General features: G+C 43.9%; 13 protein-coding genes. All 13 read right to left on the reverse strand.

Translation table 11 applies throughout. The features are described 5' to 3' along the window. Nucleotides 1-72: 72 nt before the first annotated feature. The 13 genes from Q0688_RS18570 to Q0688_RS18630 all read right to left on the reverse strand — a co-directional run bounded on the left by Q0688_RS18570 (nucleotide 73) and on the right by Q0688_RS18630 (nucleotide 16,336). Nucleotides 73-2,766 carry a CHASE domain-containing protein gene (locus tag Q0688_RS18570; RefSeq protein WP_299080548.1) on the reverse strand — a complete coding sequence of 898 codons (2,694 nt, stop codon included), beginning with the start codon at nucleotides 2,764-2,766 and terminating at the stop codon, nucleotides 73-75. Between the two features lie 70 nt (nucleotides 2,767-2,836). Continuing rightward, nucleotides 2,837-3,565: an MbnP family protein gene (locus Q0688_RS18575; protein ID WP_299080551.1), complete on the reverse strand. Its 729-nt coding sequence runs from the start codon at nucleotides 3,563-3,565 to the stop codon at nucleotides 2,837-2,839. A 5-nt stretch (nucleotides 3,566-3,570) separates the two neighbouring features. After that, nucleotides 3,571-4,680 (reverse strand): cytochrome c peroxidase, encoded by a 1,110-nt coding sequence (locus Q0688_RS18580; protein WP_299080554.1) that lies wholly within the window; start codon nucleotides 4,678-4,680, stop codon nucleotides 3,571-3,573. Between the two features lie 91 nt (nucleotides 4,681-4,771). Then, nucleotides 4,772-6,133 carry a hypothetical protein gene (locus Q0688_RS18585; protein ID WP_299080556.1) on the reverse strand — a complete coding sequence of 454 codons (1,362 nt, stop codon included), beginning with the start codon at nucleotides 6,131-6,133 and terminating at the stop codon, nucleotides 4,772-4,774. A 170-nt stretch (nucleotides 6,134-6,303) separates the two neighbouring features. Continuing rightward, nucleotides 6,304-7,437, reverse strand: a complete 1,134-nt coding sequence (locus Q0688_RS18590) for a hypothetical protein (protein ID WP_299080559.1) — start codon at nucleotides 7,435-7,437, stop codon at nucleotides 6,304-6,306. Nucleotides 7,438-7,624: 187 nt separating this feature from the next. Beyond that, nucleotides 7,625-8,818 (reverse strand): MFS transporter, encoded by a 1,194-nt coding sequence (locus Q0688_RS18595; RefSeq protein WP_299080562.1) that lies wholly within the window; start codon nucleotides 8,816-8,818, stop codon nucleotides 7,625-7,627. Between the two features lie 12 nt (nucleotides 8,819-8,830). Then, the gene (locus Q0688_RS18600) at nucleotides 8,831-9,934 is read right to left on the reverse strand and encodes an NADH:flavin oxidoreductase (protein WP_299080565.1); all 1,104 of its coding nucleotides are present in this window, start codon (nucleotides 9,932-9,934) and stop codon (nucleotides 8,831-8,833) included. A gap of 47 nt (nucleotides 9,935-9,981) precedes the next feature. Then, nucleotides 9,982-10,602 carry a WHG domain-containing protein gene (locus tag Q0688_RS18605; protein ID WP_299080568.1) on the reverse strand — a complete coding sequence of 207 codons (621 nt, stop codon included), beginning with the start codon at nucleotides 10,600-10,602 and terminating at the stop codon, nucleotides 9,982-9,984. Between the two features lie 233 nt (nucleotides 10,603-10,835). Beyond that, nucleotides 10,836-11,195, reverse strand: coding sequence for a DUF2750 domain-containing protein (locus tag Q0688_RS18610; protein WP_299080572.1), 360 nt, complete (start codon nucleotides 11,193-11,195; stop codon nucleotides 10,836-10,838). A 15-nt stretch (nucleotides 11,196-11,210) separates the two neighbouring features. Further along, a complete protein-coding gene (locus Q0688_RS18615) occupies nucleotides 11,211-13,406 on the reverse strand; it encodes a molybdopterin cofactor-binding domain-containing protein (protein ID WP_299080575.1) in 2,196 nt (731 codons plus the stop codon). A gap of 10 nt (nucleotides 13,407-13,416) precedes the next feature. After that, nucleotides 13,417-13,872, reverse strand: a complete 456-nt coding sequence (locus tag Q0688_RS18620) for a (2Fe-2S)-binding protein (RefSeq protein WP_299080578.1) — start codon at nucleotides 13,870-13,872, stop codon at nucleotides 13,417-13,419. A 74-nt stretch (nucleotides 13,873-13,946) separates the two neighbouring features. Next, complete coding sequence (locus Q0688_RS18625) at nucleotides 13,947-14,708, reverse strand: glutathione S-transferase family protein (RefSeq protein WP_299080581.1); 762 nt, start codon at nucleotides 14,706-14,708, stop codon at nucleotides 13,947-13,949. 128 nt (nucleotides 14,709-14,836) lie between these two features. Then, nucleotides 14,837-16,336, reverse strand: a complete 1,500-nt coding sequence (locus Q0688_RS18630) for an Hsp70 family protein (protein ID WP_299080584.1) — start codon at nucleotides 16,334-16,336, stop codon at nucleotides 14,837-14,839. Nucleotides 16,337-16,365: the final 29 nt, after the last annotated feature.

The raw sequence follows: 16,365 nt of genomic DNA on the forward strand, positions 1-16,365 counted from the left end.
AGACGAGATCCTATATAAGACTTTTAATCCATCCTAACAATTATTCATCCATTCAGCAGCCGCGATTTTCTTTTACTGCAAGACTGACTGCAATGTCTCCAAAAGATCAGAAAGCTCTACCGGCTTGGCCAAATGTCCATCAAATCCTTCGCGTTTATACTTCTTAATGTCGTCTCTCATAGCATTGGCTGTAAGTGCATAAATAGGCACTTTGGGTTGAATGGATTTTATATTTCTACAGGCTTCAATACCGTCTAACTTGGGCATTTGAATGTCCATTAAAATAATATCAGGAGAATTATTTTTATGGGCTTCTATTGCCTCTTGCCCATCAACTGCAAATATCAGCTTGGCTTGAGTAGGTTCAAGCATCGCTTCAACTACCAAGCGGTTTATTTCATTATCTTCCGCTATCAGGATAGTCTTTCCAGCAAAATCAACGTCCTCAGCTTGAAAGCTTCTTGGTTCCACCGCGGGCACACTTGCCTTTTTAAGTGGCAAGGTTACGCTCATCGTTGTTCCTTGCCCTAGTTGGCTCTCGACTTTGATTTCTCCGCCCATTAAATTGACCAAAGAGTAAGTGATTGACAAACCTAGCCCGGTTCCTCCAAATTTTCGAGTTGTTGTATTATCGGCTTGTTCAAACCGCTGAAAAAGCCGCTGCTGATGCGTCTCCTCTATGCCAATGCCGGTATCTTTTACAACAAAAACTAAATGTTCATTAGCCTTATCTAGACTAGCGCTTAACGCGACACTTCCTTTTTCCGTAAATTTAATCGCATTTGAACCGATATTCAGTATCACTTGGCGAATACGTGTGGGATCACCCACCCAAAACTGATGTTCAACATGATTCGATAGCTCAAAGGCAATATTTTTCTGGCTGGCCTGTACTGATAAATCAGAAAGTAAATACTCTAACAATTTGGCTAGATTAAAGTCGCTGCTCTCCAGTTCAAGTTTACCGGCTTCAATTTTGGAAAAATCAAGAATGTCATTAATGATGACATTCAAACTTTTAGTGGAATAAAGGGCTTTTTCTAACAAATTGCTCCCTTGCTTAGTGATCACTTCTTTCTTAAGCACTTGCAAAGTGCCATGGATCCCATTGAGAGGGGTGCGAATTTCGTGGCTCATATTTGATAAAAACTCAGACTTGGCCAAATTAGCTTGCTTAGCCTGCTCAGTTGCTTGGGCCAACTCCTTTTCATGATTCAGCTGCTCGGTTAAGTCGTAGGCGATACCCAGAAAGCCAAACAAGCGTCCTTGGTCGTCGAATAAACTACTCACATTAAGCCGCACGGGAATATACCTTCCACTCTTATGTACGTAATTCCAACGGTTAACATCAGGCTCGCCAAGGCGCGCTTTGGCAACAAACACTTCAAACCCCACTTCTATTTCCTGTTGCAATTCCTTGGATAAGACGTCTGCTCTAGCGACGACTTCATCAATAACATGAAATATCGCTGGTGTTTGCTTTCCTATCACCTCTTCATCTGAATACCCTAACAGCTTTTCGGCGGCGGGATTAAATGCAGTAATATTGCCAATTTCGTCGGTGGCTACAATCGCATAACCTGCGCCTTCAAGAATGTTGCGCTGCAAAGCACTCACTTCAGATATTTCTTTGGTCCTTCTCGACACTTCATCTTCAAGTCGGTGATTGACTTGTTTAAGGTTTTCTTCGGTTATCTTGGCTATTTCAGCTTTGTAAGCGGATGCCTGAGCTCGCCTTAACATGGTTAATTGCACACTAAAGACAATCAACATAAGTAAAACGGTGGCGCCTAAAGTAGTGGCAAAAATCTGGTAGTTTTTAGGAAGTAATAAAGCATCAATATATGCTTGTTTGGCAGTTAATTGTAATTGCCAATGACGGCCAAAAAGGTCTATCGCTGTATTGCTATGATAATCAGGGATTCCTTTATCCAGCGTGCCAAATTGAAAAAAACTGGTAGCGGTTTCAAACTCAACATCCGTGATATTAAAGACTACATCAGGTTTTAAGACACTCATAGAATTTAATACATCACCTATTAATATGGATGCATAAGTCCAACCTGTTACGCTGTTCAGCCTTTGCTCAATACTTTTTGGTACGGGAGTGGAGCTATAAATTGGCATCATAATTAAGAATCCATGACGTACCTTATCTTCAGCCTGAACCAGAGTAATGGGTGACGTTAATCTCACTTGGTTATGCTTTGCAGATTCAATAGCCGCAAACCTTCTACCGGGCTCCGAACCTATATCTAAGCCAACGGCTTGTTGATTTTTTTGCTCAGGCTCAATATATTGGATCACAAATAAGTTATCTTGATGAGGGGCTAATTGACGGATATCAAAAGTTTTGTCGGGTCTATCTTGCCTTGCCTGCTCGGTAAACAAACTTTGTTGTTCTGGTGTAATTAAGCGGATTAAGCCAAAACCGTTAGCCCCTGAGAATTCAGTCTCTATATCTCTGGTTTGGCTATAGGCCTGCATTTGGGGATAATTAAATTTATCTATACCCGTGGCCATAACGACGCCACCAAGCCCCTTTAAACCATATTGAAATAGTGTTACCGACTCAACTACAACTTCTGCTATTTGTTCGAGTCGAGTATCAAGGCTTGCTTGAATATGTTGTTTGTTTTCATTCGCCTGTTGATTTTCTAAGTAGGTGGCAATGAAAAAACCAACAATAAAGATAGCCAAAGGCAACCAAATCAAATTCGGCTTTTTATACTCTGCATAAGATGCAGTTTGTTCATGTTGTTGCATTTATTTCCTTTACCCTAAAGTGCATGATATTACGCAAATCACTCATTTCCTTTGTAACCACTTTTACACATCAATCTGTGCTTGCCAAGCTTAACATTAGTGCATAGTTTTCTGCCAGTCGATTGGCATCCTGTCGATCAAACTTGACTGACGGCAATTCGGCCATATTGATGGTTTGACTAGCGTTAAACAAGGCCATTACATCAACCGTAAAGTTAAGTGGTGCGGCGTTTGGCACCAAACTACTATTGAGTTCAAATTGCAGAATTTTTAGGTTTTCGCTAAACCCAAGGTGATAAACCAAGGCCTGCTTTTGAGATGTTAGAGACAGGTCGCCTTCAAATAACACAAATTTATAGCCTACCTCCCAACTCCAGGCCATTCTGCTGTTGGGATCAAGATCGCCTCTTGGCATAATAGAAGCATTAGCTTGATCATCCACACCTATAGATATTTGTACGCCGCTGTATTCATCGTAAGGCACATCTTTGAGGGTGATTTGGTAACTTTTAGTATCGTTATCGAATCGGGCCAAATGATAGCTATCACTAGGCTTATAACGGCTGTGTTTACCCACTAATTGCACATTGCTGAGATAAAATTGAAAGTTACGAACGCTGAAGTGACCTTCTCCTCCGGGATTGGAGTAAAGGGGTTGGTTGAACTCAAGGGGGGTGTTGTTGGCAATGGCACGGAATTTCAATATCACAGTTCCGCTTTGGTGATAATAAAACTGCAAATAAATACCGCCTAATAGTGCGACACAACCAATGGATAATGCTAACCAAAATTTTTTCATCTAGGTTATCTCTCCTCGGCGAAAGGATCAGATATAGATGGGTCCTTGATAAAGGTGTGGTCGGTTAAAGTATGTAAAAAAGCAATAATCGCGACTTTTTCATCCTCTGATAGGTTAAGGCTAAGAGTGCCTTGATGCTGTTCATTATTCGCTTCAACAATTAACGGGCTTAACGTAGAACTGTATTTTATTTGACCATTGTAGTGTTCTAATACCTGTTCTAATGTGGTAAAACGTCCATCATGCATATAGGGAGAGGTAAGGGCTATATTACGTAAACTTGGCACCTTAAATTTACCTCTGTCGCTGGGTTGTCCTGTGACGCTCTGCAGACCCGGTTGCAGATTTTCTTCAGTGTCCAAACCATTATTCAAAAATCCGTCGAATTTGTCTTTGAAACCGCTGGTTAAAAACTGGCTATGACAATCGATGCAATTTCCGCCACGTAGATTCACTTTTACATCGGGATGGGCCATAAATAGTTTTCTTCCCAGCTCTTCCGTAGCGTTGAGTTTTAACTCTCCCCGTAAATATTGATCATACTTAGAGTTGGCAGAAATCAGGATGCGTTCAAAACTGGCAAGAGCACGGCCAATGCTACTGGCGCTAATTTCACCATAGGCGGTTTCAAACAACCTCACATAAACCGGTACGGCCTCTAATTCTGCAATTAATTGATCCATATCTTGGTCCATCTCATCGGGATGCAAGATAGGCAAGATTGCCTGCTCCTCTAGTGATGACACCCGTCCATCCCAAAAAAAATGCTGAGGCCCCCACATGGCATTGGCTAGTGTCATGCTATTAAAAGCAAGGGGAATGCCAGATACACCTACAGAGTGAGCTTTGCCGTCAGTAAAAGCTAGATGTTGCTGATGGCATGTGGCACAAGATACCCTGTTATTGCCTGATAACAGCGGGTCATAGAACAACCTACGACCCAGCTCCACCCCTTCAACCGTCAATGGGTTATCAATGGGAAGACTAAAATTTCCGTAGACAAAAGGGGCGCTGAACGCAGTAAAAGGCGTGCTTGGAGGTTTAGCAGGGTTAAATACCACAAAGAGCATCAGCAATACTGCACCGCTCAATATCAATAGTAAAAGTTTTGACATAGTTACAATCGTTGAGCCTTATTAATCAGCAAGAAGCTCTGGTGAGGCACAACACAGGGGATACCAAATGTTTTGCCTCACCAACTAAGGCTTAATGATGATGGGTAAAACCCGATCCAAATAAAGATTCGATGTTATCAATGCCTTTATTATAACGCTGCTTAAAATCGATAGTGGCCAAACGCTTGCTGTCTGCAAGGTCATGTACAGTCACTGTATGGGCATTCAATTTAGCCATAAAATCAACGTCGGTGGGGTCATTATCCTTAGCATTACCTAAATTAAGCAGGTTGTTCTGCACCGCCACCAGTTGTTTTCCCGTTTTAGATGGAAAGAAAATGATATGATGGGCGCCTGCGCCTGTGACCAAATCAGGACCCGAAGTCACAAGTTCAGGCAAACTAGCTAGGTCGTAGCGTTTGACTGAGCCAGGTATTCCGTGACTAATAAAGAGTTCAGTTTCATTGCCATAAAATTCAAGAGGAACGCCCGTTCCTTGTTCAGCACCATCATAGAGTTTAACTGGCTTGCTAAAGGTTTTGCTGGCGGCGTCAAAAGGCACTTTCCAAGTTTCAAAACCAAACATAGTATTAACCAGAACGGCAGGCTCAACATCCTCAACAATACTGGGACGTAAAAATAACACTTCAACAGGGGAAGACGGGTAACCAACGGGCTTTGAATCTTCCACCACAATGTTTTGTATCGCCGTAAAAGTGTTGAGATCAATGACGGTGATGCTATTACCTACTCCCGAAGCAAGATCCGGATGCACTGTAGAAGTAACCACCATGCGATCGCCATAGGCTGAAATCCCGTGGGGATACATAATGAAAGGTTCTCCTTCAGCAACTAGGCTCTTGCGAGCTTCAATTGTTTTAACCAAAGCATTACTCTGGGGATCAAACACACCAACAGAGCCAGCATCTACTTGCTCAACCCCAGTGCCGCCCAAGAAAGTGACATACATGTATTCAGTATCATTCACTGTATGCCACATAATATCCTCACCAACCTGTTGACCACCTGTATCCAAACATTCCAGTCCCGTTATTTGCGGGGTGCCGGTCAAGTCTCGCGAAAGCCCAACTTCTGCCAAGCTGCAAGCGGGGTCAAGGCCTGTGGCATAGACACGACCGGTGGGACTGTAATAAATATGATGCAGCGGGGCATTGATATTGATGTTGGGAGTTTCAAACTCACTCAAAATATCGCCGAAATTTTCTGACTCAGGATCCAGCTCAATAATCGCAATGCTACTTACTGTATTCAGAGTAGGTAAACCACGTAATAATGCGATGGCTTGGGTTTCCTCGCTATTGGAGTTATCAACTTGGGGCGCGGATGCCTCAGAACTCGGAGTAACAGCTGGTTTTTCAACTTCTTTGGAACATGAGGATAAAACAAAAACAACACAAACAGACAATAAAATACTGCTTAGAAACCTTTTCATGAAGATACTCCCTAACCTTTTTTATTTGCTTAACAAAGAGTTAATAACATAAAAAAGGTATAGACCAACTTGCCTTTTTTACAAGCTGACAGCGCTCAAGGGACAATATATCTTCGCTGGTGTAACTTTGTGCGCCTCCTCGATATTCTAATATTGGCGGAGCGGCTACCTTATTTTTCTTGCACACCTGTGCAATTTTGCATCCGAGCAGAGAGTCCCCAGCCCCCAAACTTGTCTGCAACCACAGCTCGCAATATATTTTTGCCCTTATTCAAAGGAACAAAGGCAACCAATTGTTCCGGATGCATCAAACCATCTTGAGGTCTAAAGCCATAACGATAACTCGCATCTTGATAAACAATAAGCTGGTCGTTTACTGATAAGGTTAACTCATCACTGAAGCCCAAATGCACTTCGCAAACGCTTGCTTGGGACGACAGCAACACAGTATCTGCAGCAACCGTCCAATGCTTAAAGCCTTTAGGAATATCTCTTGAACGTAGAAACTCAAAACTGCCATCATGTTGCATACTTGGCTTAGACCATTTTTTGGCAGAAACCTCGGCCGGTATTTCGGTGACAGGGCCTTTTTTTGTATCGAATGCTGGTGATACGCGCCAGTTCGTCAATTGCCCTTCGGGTGAAGACATTGTGATGGCCGTAACACCTGAAGATTCAGATGGGGTGACGGTTAACCCACTAAAATAAGCACTATAAGGTGCGGGACTATTTTTTGGCACAAAACCACGAAACGCTAACCAACCTGCTTTAGGTGCATGCCCTAACTGATTAACCACCATGGCAGGTTTCGACATATCACCTATCCAAAACTTGGCTTTTTCTCCCGCTAATTCAATTTTGACTTTTATCCATTTATCGGCGAGCAACGCAGCGCCAGCAGTGCCTTTGTCGCCATGGTATAGCTGCCAAGCTGAACGTTTTTGGAAAACAGGAGCATATTGCAGCGCATCGGGAGAATTATGTTTATGAGTCCGAACATAAAACGCCTCAACATCACGCTGAGATTGCCCTCTGAAATACAAATAAGCAAAGGCACGCTCACCAGAAAGGTACATATCAAATTCAATAGTGCCATCTTCAAACAACACGTCTTCAAGCAATGCTTTTCCTGAACCAATTTTTATGGCCTTTTTACCCGCAATTGTCTCAATTTTTATATTCTTATTGTCAAATTTCCAATTTTTACTATCAGCAGTAAACACTTGTTGTGCTGAAACATAATCCGAAACGAGAAGTAGCAACATTATGCTGAAGTGACAGATTAGCTGGTTACGTGATTTCATGGATTTAACCTATTTTTAAATTGCCCAAAAGCCAGAAAAGTTAAAGTGAGTATATATAACAAGTGAATGTAAGCGGTTTTGATTTGTAAAGCGGGAATTTTCGGCAAGCTGAAGATAAATTACGACAAAAAGACAGTGTGTGACCTTCTAGAGGATTTAACTTTGTTGGGATCCCGATACTTGTTGTTTATTTTTTGTCTTTAAATTTAAGCGTAAAAAAGAACAATATGAAATAACTTGCGAAGGCAAACCAATAGGGTAACGCGCCATCAACTGAATATAAATAGGTGCCAAGCAACGGCCCAACAGTGAACCCTAAAGGCGGACAAGAACCAGCCACACCCGCCACAGCTCCCTGCTCGTCTGATGAAACAGCCACAGAAGCGCCGGCCATAAATCCAGGCCCTGCTAGGCCCATGCCTAATCCTAGAATACACATAGACAAGATGTACATGTTCTGCGTTTGACCCATTGCCATAATAGCAAAAGCGACCATCATGATTGGCATTGATATTCTGAGTAATACAAAGGGTCTAACAGACAATCGCGGTATCACTAACAATTGCACAAATAGTGCCGCTGCCGCCGAAAACATCAGGCTAATGCCGACAATTTTGGCCGTTTCGACACCACTAAGCCCCAACTCATCTTGAAACCTAAAAGCAATAGTTTGTTGCACTATGGCAAAGCCCATAAACAAAAATACCCCAGCAATGACTATGGGTAAAATCCTTGGGTCGGTGTATTTAAGTCTAGGTGGCTTTTTTATCACTGTTGGTTTGGGTAACTCAGGCAAGGCGTACAAGGTTAATACTGCGGCCGCAAGCGTCAAAAAAATTGAAAAGTACAAAGGCGTGAGCAAACTAATACTGGCGAGTAATCCGCCTATCGCTGGCCCTAATATCGCACCAATATTACCTGCGGCGCCAATGGCCCCCATACCTTTGATACGATCGGAGACACTGGTAATATCAGCCATATAAGCATTGGCTGAGGGTGACACTGCTGCCATTACCGTTGCATTGGCAACACGGGTAAGAATAAGTAATACCAGGGCGGTTACTGGAACAAGATAACCTAACAATGCCGCCTGAAACACACTGGCAAACATTACCGTGCCTGCGGAATAACCAAACAGCCCGATCAATAAGATTTTTCGCCTACCCCATACGTCACTGGCGCGCCCCCACAGCGGGCTGACCAGAAACAAGGTTAACGATGATGAAGAAATAATCGCACCAATCTGCACTTCTACCAAACCCACTTCTCGTCCGAGCGGCGCTAAAATGGCAAAAAGTACAGTTTGCGCAAACCCCATAGCCGCCGATGCTAACAACAGCGTACGTTTAGCTAAAACATTAGCAGCATAGGTTTGCGTCATTGGGAGTTGGGCTTACGACAAAGTCGTAAGCGCTTCTCCTGAGTACTGCTCGAGTTCATCGAGTTCACTATTGCGAATCTTGTTTGCCCAGTTGGGATCTTGCAACAAAGCACGGCCCACACCGACCAAATCAAATTCACCTTTGTCCATACGTTCAACTAAATCATCAATTGAACGGGTACCCGAGCCTTTACCAGCAAAAGCACTGAAGAAGTCTTCATTTAAACCCACAGAGCCAACAGTGATAGTAGGTTTACCGGTGATTTTTTTAGTCCAGCCGGCTAAGTTAAGCCCATCAGCATCAAATTCACTTTCCCAATAACGACGAGTTGAGCAATGGAAAATATCCACACCCGCATCGCTTAAGGGTGCTAAAAACTCTTCTAGCAATTGTGGTGTTTCGGCCAATCTGGCACTGTAATCTTGCTGTTTCCATTGTGAGAAGCGGAAAACAATTGGGAAATCAGGCGCCGTGGCGGCACGAATTCTTTTAACAATTTCTACGGCAAAACGACCACGGTTAGCCATGCTGCCGCCCCATTCGTCTGTTCTTTGGTTGGTACCAGCCCAGAAGAATTGATCAACTAGGTAGCCGTGTGCACCGTGAATTTCAATGCCGTCAAAACCGATACGTTTAGCATCTACCGCCGCACTCACAAAACCACTAATAGCCGTTTCAATTTGTGCCGCTGTCATAGGCTCTGCCACTTGTTTTCCAGGCACAACCAGACCAGAAGGGCCGACACTGGGTAATTCTGGATAGGGAGCTTTTTGAGGATTACGGGCCATGCCTACATGCCATAATTGCGGCATGATTTTACCACCAACGCCATGCACCGCTTTCACAGTATTTTCCCAACCTGCCAATGCTGCTTCACCATGAATTTGCGGAATACGCTCACCCATAGTCGCAACCGGATCGTTAATGGTAGTGCCTTCTGTGATAATTAATCCGGTACCACCTTGTGCGCGGCGCTTGTAATAATCAGCCACATCCGCAGTAGCAACTCCGCCTGGCGAAAATTCGCGGGTCATAGGTGCCATCACAATTCGGTTTTCGAGTGACAAACCTTTGTGGTTGAATGGTTTAAATAACGCGTCTACATTTTTACTCATGTGTTTACCCTTGTTGAAATTGTAATTTTACTAAATTCTATTTTCTGTTACGCCACTGCATGCTTGTTAACCCTTGAACTTACCGCTCGAACTAACGCGTCTGTCATCACAGTGGCTAGCTGATCAAAGTCTTGCTTGTTGCCTATTAAATCTGCGAGATGTAATGAAATCAGACCGTGTAGCCCTGCCCATAAGATATGAAAAATATCCGCAGGTTCACCCAACATAATGCCCGCCTCTACCGAGATACGCACCACTTGGCGCATGGGTTGGGCGCTGCGTAAAATCTCCGCCTCCAATCCTGCATATTGAGCTGAATCTGGCTGAGCTACGGTATACATCACCCTATAGGAGTCTGGATGTTGTATTGCAAACTGAATGTATGCTTTTAATATGGCTTGTAATTGTTTGCTGGTATCCGATTCTTGTGCCAAGGCAGCTTCCAGGGTATCGGCAATACGCCCATATTCACGCTGACGTAACGCAGCCAAAATATCGGCCTTATTCTTAAAATAGCGATACGGCGTAGTGCGGCTGCAACTTAAATCAGCGGCAAGACCTCGTAACGAAATCCCCTCTACCCCATATTTTCCAAAGGCCACTAAGGCGTGATCGCACATTCTATCGCGAAAACACAACACTTCTTCATGTGTTAACACTTTAGGCATACGTCTCCTTATTCTTAATGCTCGAATGGTTCATGAATCTTTGCTTTATACTTAAAAATTCAGATTCTTTACGAATACCCAAGCAGCTAAGATCAAAAAAAACACATCATATATTTTTTATTGACAGTGTCAATTTTTAAGAAATTATTACTTATATTAGAAATAGGGGGGTGTGAATTACAAAGATGGGGGCGGTATAGTAATTAAAGGGGCATAACCTACCCCTTTCTTAGCTACAGGTTTTCTATTTTAGCTAGCATTTCACTGAATTCGGCCAGTTCTAGCTCTAGGTATTCGCCACCATCGCGCCATTCTATGCCTATCAAAACATTGTCGTTGGCTAAATCTTCGACCCAAAATTCTAACCAATCCGCCAAGGTGATGGGCATGGGAGCGTAGTCTTGCCATTCATCGATACAATGATTTTTGGCCAGTTCACAACTAGACCATACCGGCATCACATCGGTATCTTCAAAATTGGCGGAGTCGAGCACTACCCAGCCTTCGCTGGCTGTATCTTGCAGTGCCCAAATAATTTGAGTGCTTTTTACCGCAGCGATAAAATCGGCCGAGGATGAATTATTTTCTGTCATAGTTTTTTGACCTTATTAGCTTAGTTTCACCGGCAACTGGCGAATTCGTTTGCCCGTTGCGGCAAAAATGGCATTGGTTAATGCGGGTGCTATGGGCGGTGTGCCTGGTTCGCCGGCTCCGCCTGTTCTTTCTCCGCTGTTGATGATTTCAACAAAAATATCCGGTGCTGTGTTCATTCTTACCATTTGATAATCATGTAAATTACTTTGTTTCACAGCGCCATCTTTAATGGTGATTTCGCCATGCAGGGCGGCGGTTAAACCAAATATGATGCCGCTTTCCATTTGCGCTCTAAACGCATTCGGGCTATAGGCAAAACCCGCATCTGCCACGCAATATACATTCATTACTTTTAAGTCGCCAGCAGACATGTCCACTTCCACTACTTCGGCCACTATGCTGTTGAAAGCACCGTGAATGGCAATGCCTCTGCCCCAGCCTTGTGGCAACGGACTATCCCAATTCGACATTTTGGCAACCGCATTTAGCACGTTCAAATAACGGGGTTGTGACTGTAACAAACCACGGCGATACGCTAAGGGTTCTTGCTTAGCGGCTGCGGCCAGCTCATCGATAAAAGATTCGGTGAAAAATGCGTGCTGAGAATGGTCCACACTACGCCACGGTCCAAAAGGAATATGGGTAGGGCTTTCAATGTAATGAATAAATTGATTAGCAACCTGATAGGGAATATACGGCGCTTCTTTAGGCTCATGTTTGTCGACGTATTGATTGTCCCAAGCGGTCGGCAAACCCGAATCATCGAGTGCCGCATTAAAGCGGCTTAGCACCGCTGGACGATAGAAATCGTGCTGGGTATCTTCTTCCCGCGACCAAATCATTTTAACCGGCAAGCCCGGCACAGCTTTGGCCAAAAGTGCGGCCTGTGTGGGATAATCGTTCATGGCTCTGCGGCCAAACCCGCCACCAAGGTAAACATTGTTGACTGTGACGTTTTCAACATCGATTTCTAAGTCGTCGGCTATTGAGGCTTTAATGCCCAGAGGGTTTTGTGTGCCTGTCCATACTTCCACTTTGCCATCTTTTACTAAAGCCGTGCAATTCATTGGCTCCATAGTGGTATGCGCTAAATAGGGTACGCTGTATTCTGCGCTAACAACCTTAGCAGCTTTCTTGATGACTTTACGGGCATTGCCCACAGAGACGTCTGTTTCTTCATCACCATTTGTGACCGCCTTGTCCATATCTGTGCGAAATTGCGCCATGATAGTATCGGAGCTGGTGTTATCCGCTGCACTTTTGCTGTAGCTAACATTCACAGCGGCAATGGCTTTTTTGGCCTGCCAATAACTGTCGGCAATCACGCCTACCCCATTGCCAAGTTTAACCACCTTAATCACGCCTTGCATTTTTTCGGCTGCGGCTGAGTCGACGGACTCAAGCTTGCTACCAAAAACCGGTGCGGTTTTGACTGTGGCGTATTTCATATCGGGTAACACCACATCGATACCAAATTGGGCCGTACCGTCAACTTTTTCGGGGATATCCAAGCGCTGAATAGCTTCATTGCCCATCAGCTTAAATTGATCGGGCGTTTTTAGGGTTGGTAAGTCCGAGCCTTGCTGTGCAGCAGCACTCTTTGCGAATTCAATATAAGGAGCTTGACGGTTGCTGGCATCGTGATACAGATGACTATTTTCTGCTCTAATTTCTGTAGCGGCCACTTGCCATTGTTGCGCAGCTGCTTGAATTAACAGCTCTCTTGCTGCAGCGCCAGCGACACGCATGCCACGCTCGCCGGTTGAGCGAATAGAATAACTGCCACCTGTGACTTGTAATGCGATGGATTTAGAAATAGTGAGAAAGACACCATTGATAGTTTGATTGATGACCCCGGGCATTTTTCCCGGTAATAAAAACTCTCTGGCCATATGAAAATTGGCGTATTCGCCATGTGCTGGGGCTTCTTCAACTGTGACTGTGGCCCAATCCACATCCATTTCATCGGCTAACATGGTGGCAAGGGCCGATTGCGCGCCTTGGCCCATTTCGGCGTGGGATACAATCACTGTGACACTGTTATCTGGCAATAGCTTGACCCAAGCGTTGACTAAGACTTCATCGTCTTTTTGCATAAACTCAGCCAGTTTTGGAGTGCGATGGCCGGGGCGGATCGCTACGCCCACTACTAAACCACCACCTACCACTAAGCCAGCAGTTAAAAAGGCTCTACGGGTTAATTTACTCATAGTATTCCCCTTATGCCTTAGCGGCGTTTTTGATGGCTTGTTTGATTCGCCCATACATGCCACAGCGACACACATTACCGCTCATGGCAGCATCAATGTCACTATCAGTTGGGTTAGGGTTACTTTCGAGTAAGGCCACCGCCGACATAATCTGCCCCGACTGACAATAACCGCATTGTGGCACTTGTTCGTCTATCCATGCTTGTTGCACTTTGGATAATCGTCCGTTGTCGTCTGCAATACCTTCAATGGTGGTGATACTTTGCCCCGCTACTGCCGAGACCGGTGTCACACAAGAACGAATAGGTTGACCATTAAGATGCACAGTACACGCCCCGCACTGGGCCATGCCACAACCAAACTTGGTACCAACTAAATTAAGTTGTTCGCGCACCACCCATAAAAGCGGGGTATCTGCTTCTACATCAACTGTTTGTATTTGCTCGTTAACCTTGAGTTCAATCATGTTTTACCTTTATTTAAGTGGCCGCATACTTATGTTTACTGGTATTGCTGGAATATTCAATTTACTTTGCCTGTCTATTTTAAGGGCGGGATGCCATTTGGACGGGCTTTTTCCATGGTTTTGATATAAGCAGGTCGAGCTTGCACTTTTTCACGCCAAGCCAATAAGTTTTTGTAAGGTGTTAAGTCCGCAACATACCATGCTTGCGCTAAATTCGTGGGAAACAACATCATGATATCCGCAGCCGAAAACACATCGCCACCAAAGTAGGCATTTTCCCCTAAAAAGTCATCTAAGAAAGTCAGCACCTTAGGGGTGTCGACTAGCCTTGGTTGCCCCGGCTTAATGTCTGGTTTAGGCAGTTTATTTTCCATACGGATACGGTTTTTAACGAAATCAGAGATCACTCTTGAGGCAAACGATCCTTCGGCAAAGTGCATCCATTGTAGATAGTATTTGTAGTTTGGCGAGTCCATTGCCGGCATCAATTTGCCATCGGTGTATTTGTCCAAAATGTATTCCATGATGGCACCCGACTCCACCATGATTTGCCCTTCAATTTCTACCGTTGGTGCTACAGGCATGCCTGGATTTAGTGCTCGAATGGTTTGCATCGAGCCACGCAAATCACCCATTTTGTATTTTAAATCGTAAGGAATACCCAACTCTTCACATAACCATACTAGGCGCTCTGAACGACGCCCTTCTAAGTGATAAATAGTTAGATCTAACCCAGTATATTGAGCTGTTCCTTTGGATTGACGATCATCAGCATAAACTGCGGTAGATAAGGATAACGCTAGGGTTGCACTTGCCAGAATTTGAATAAATTTCATGATTGCGACACTCCAAGTTAGATTCTTGTTTATTGATGCAAAAACATCCAGAAACTCAGTGTGCCATAGCCAATTAATACTTAAAATCAATTTAGCTTATAGTTAATTATCCAAGACATATCCCTATACTAAGTTAATTTGGCAGCTTGTATGCCTAAGCCTTCACATACGGAGTTAAAGGCATCCCCTTGCATTAAGGGTAAGTTTGGCAACATATCTAACAATTCTTTGGTGACAATTGGCGATAGACTCATGCCTCCGGTGATAAATAACATCTCGGGTGGCTCAGAGCTGTTTTGTAAACATTCGGTCACTAAGTTTTTTACTCTGGTTAACCAAGTTTGCATCGAGCGTTTTAACTCAGCCACGTTTAGGTTCACCTCGTAATCATCTTCGATATAATGCAAAGGTAGAGTGATTTCATCCTTGGTAGAAAGTAATTCTTTGGCTAAACGGGATGAATTAACTAATCTGGCCGAAAGTTTCTCTTCTTGCACTTCTTGTAAGCGAGACAATAAGGCTGGCTCTTTGACTAAAGATTTAGTGTTAGCAATTTCTAGCCAATATTCCTCAGAGAAAAAACGATTAAGCCTAGGAATATCATCTACGGCGCACATGTCTGAGAAATACGCCGGAGGCACCGGCAATCCGTTGTGCATTAATAAGCCTTGCCCCATAGTGGGAGAGATAGATTTTATAATAAGGTTTTTATCACATTCCATTCCGCCTAATCGCGTCCCCGTTACCGACATCACGTCTTGTTGTCTATCAAGGTTTTGGCTCTTTTCAGGTGACAATTTAATGCAGCAAATATCTGTGGTACCACCACCAATATCGACCACTAATACATTGGTTTGTTTATCTAAGGTGCGCTCAATTTTATAAGCTGCCGCTATGGGCTCTTCGAGGAACTCTACCTTATTAAAGCCTGCCAAATTCGCGGCTTGAGTCATGATGTCAATGGCTTGATTGTTGCCTTCTTGGCCTCGGGTGCCATGAAAGCGAACGGGGCGACCTATCACCGCCGAATCGACTGATTTTCCTAGTTGTTGCTCGGCACTTACACGAAAAAACTCTAGCTGTTTGGCAATCAAACCCACAAAGGCTTGATGTTGACCGGCCACTAAGTTGGCACCTAGGAAGTTTTTGGGTGAATAAATCAACCGGCCTTTTTCTGGGGTTTTAAGGTAACGCCTAAAGCCCTCTTCACCAAAGGCAAATTCACCGGTTTCGACTAGCTGTTGCAGCGACAAGTCTTGTACTGTCATATCTTCAAGCAACAGTTCTATGGCGCGTTCTTGTAAGGCGGGAAGATTGTGGAGTTCGGTTCTTAGATTGCCAATTCTATCACTAAATATTTGCTGTTCTCTTGGCTCTTGAGCCTCGTAGTAACCATCTTTAGCTTTGTCGATTTTGTCAGAAATCGCACGCTTTAGCTGTGCTACTTTTGCTTCAATCATAGGGATAGGCGGCCTAGGCAACTCACCCGTATAATATATAAACACCGAGGAGCGAATTTTATTTGCAGCTTCTAGACTAGGATCGAGTTTAACAAAATGATGTTGCTGCCCATCAAAATACACCACTTCTGAATTCGAAGTCCCATAATCTATACCTATTGCTGCCATATCCGCCGTTCATCACCTAAAAAATAAGG

The organism is uncultured Paraglaciecola sp., from assembly GCF_937123705.1.
Taxonomy (GTDB): Bacteria; Pseudomonadota; Gammaproteobacteria; order Enterobacterales; family Alteromonadaceae; genus Paraglaciecola.

What these genes read in the sequence shown, in the direction of transcription:
- Q0688_RS18570 (WP_299080548.1), bottom strand. Translation starts at nt 2,766, where the DNA reads ATGCAACAACATGAACAAACTGCATCTTATGCAGAGTATAAAAAGCCG.
- Q0688_RS18575 (WP_299080551.1), bottom strand. Translation starts at nt 3,565, where the DNA reads ATGAAAAAATTTTGGTTAGCATTATCCATTGGTTGTGTCGCACTATTA.
- Q0688_RS18580 (WP_299080554.1), bottom strand. Translation starts at nt 4,680, where the DNA reads ATGTCAAAACTTTTACTATTGATATTGAGCGGTGCAGTATTGCTGATG.
- Q0688_RS18585 (WP_299080556.1), bottom strand. Translation starts at nt 6,133, where the DNA reads ATGAAAAGGTTTCTAAGCAGTATTTTATTGTCTGTTTGTGTTGTTTTT.
- Q0688_RS18590 (WP_299080559.1), bottom strand. Translation starts at nt 7,437, where the DNA reads ATGAAATCACGTAACCAGCTAATCTGTCACTTCAGCATAATGTTGCTA.
- Q0688_RS18595 (WP_299080562.1), bottom strand. Translation starts at nt 8,818, where the DNA reads ATGACGCAAACCTATGCTGCTAATGTTTTAGCTAAACGTACGCTGTTG.
- Q0688_RS18600 (WP_299080565.1), bottom strand. Translation starts at nt 9,934, where the DNA reads ATGAGTAAAAATGTAGACGCGTTATTTAAACCATTCAACCACAAAGGT.
- Q0688_RS18605 (WP_299080568.1), bottom strand. Translation starts at nt 10,602, where the DNA reads ATGCCTAAAGTGTTAACACATGAAGAAGTGTTGTGTTTTCGCGATAGA.
- Q0688_RS18610 (WP_299080572.1), bottom strand. Translation starts at nt 11,195, where the DNA reads ATGACAGAAAATAATTCATCCTCGGCCGATTTTATCGCTGCGGTAAAA.
- Q0688_RS18615 (WP_299080575.1), bottom strand. Translation starts at nt 13,406, where the DNA reads ATGAGTAAATTAACCCGTAGAGCCTTTTTAACTGCTGGCTTAGTGGTA.
- Q0688_RS18620 (WP_299080578.1), bottom strand. Translation starts at nt 13,872, where the DNA reads ATGATTGAACTCAAGGTTAACGAGCAAATACAAACAGTTGATGTAGAA.
- Q0688_RS18625 (WP_299080581.1), bottom strand. Translation starts at nt 14,708, where the DNA reads ATGAAATTTATTCAAATTCTGGCAAGTGCAACCCTAGCGTTATCCTTA.
- Q0688_RS18630 (WP_299080584.1), bottom strand. Translation starts at nt 16,336, where the DNA reads ATGGCAGCAATAGGTATAGATTATGGGACTTCGAATTCAGAAGTGGTG.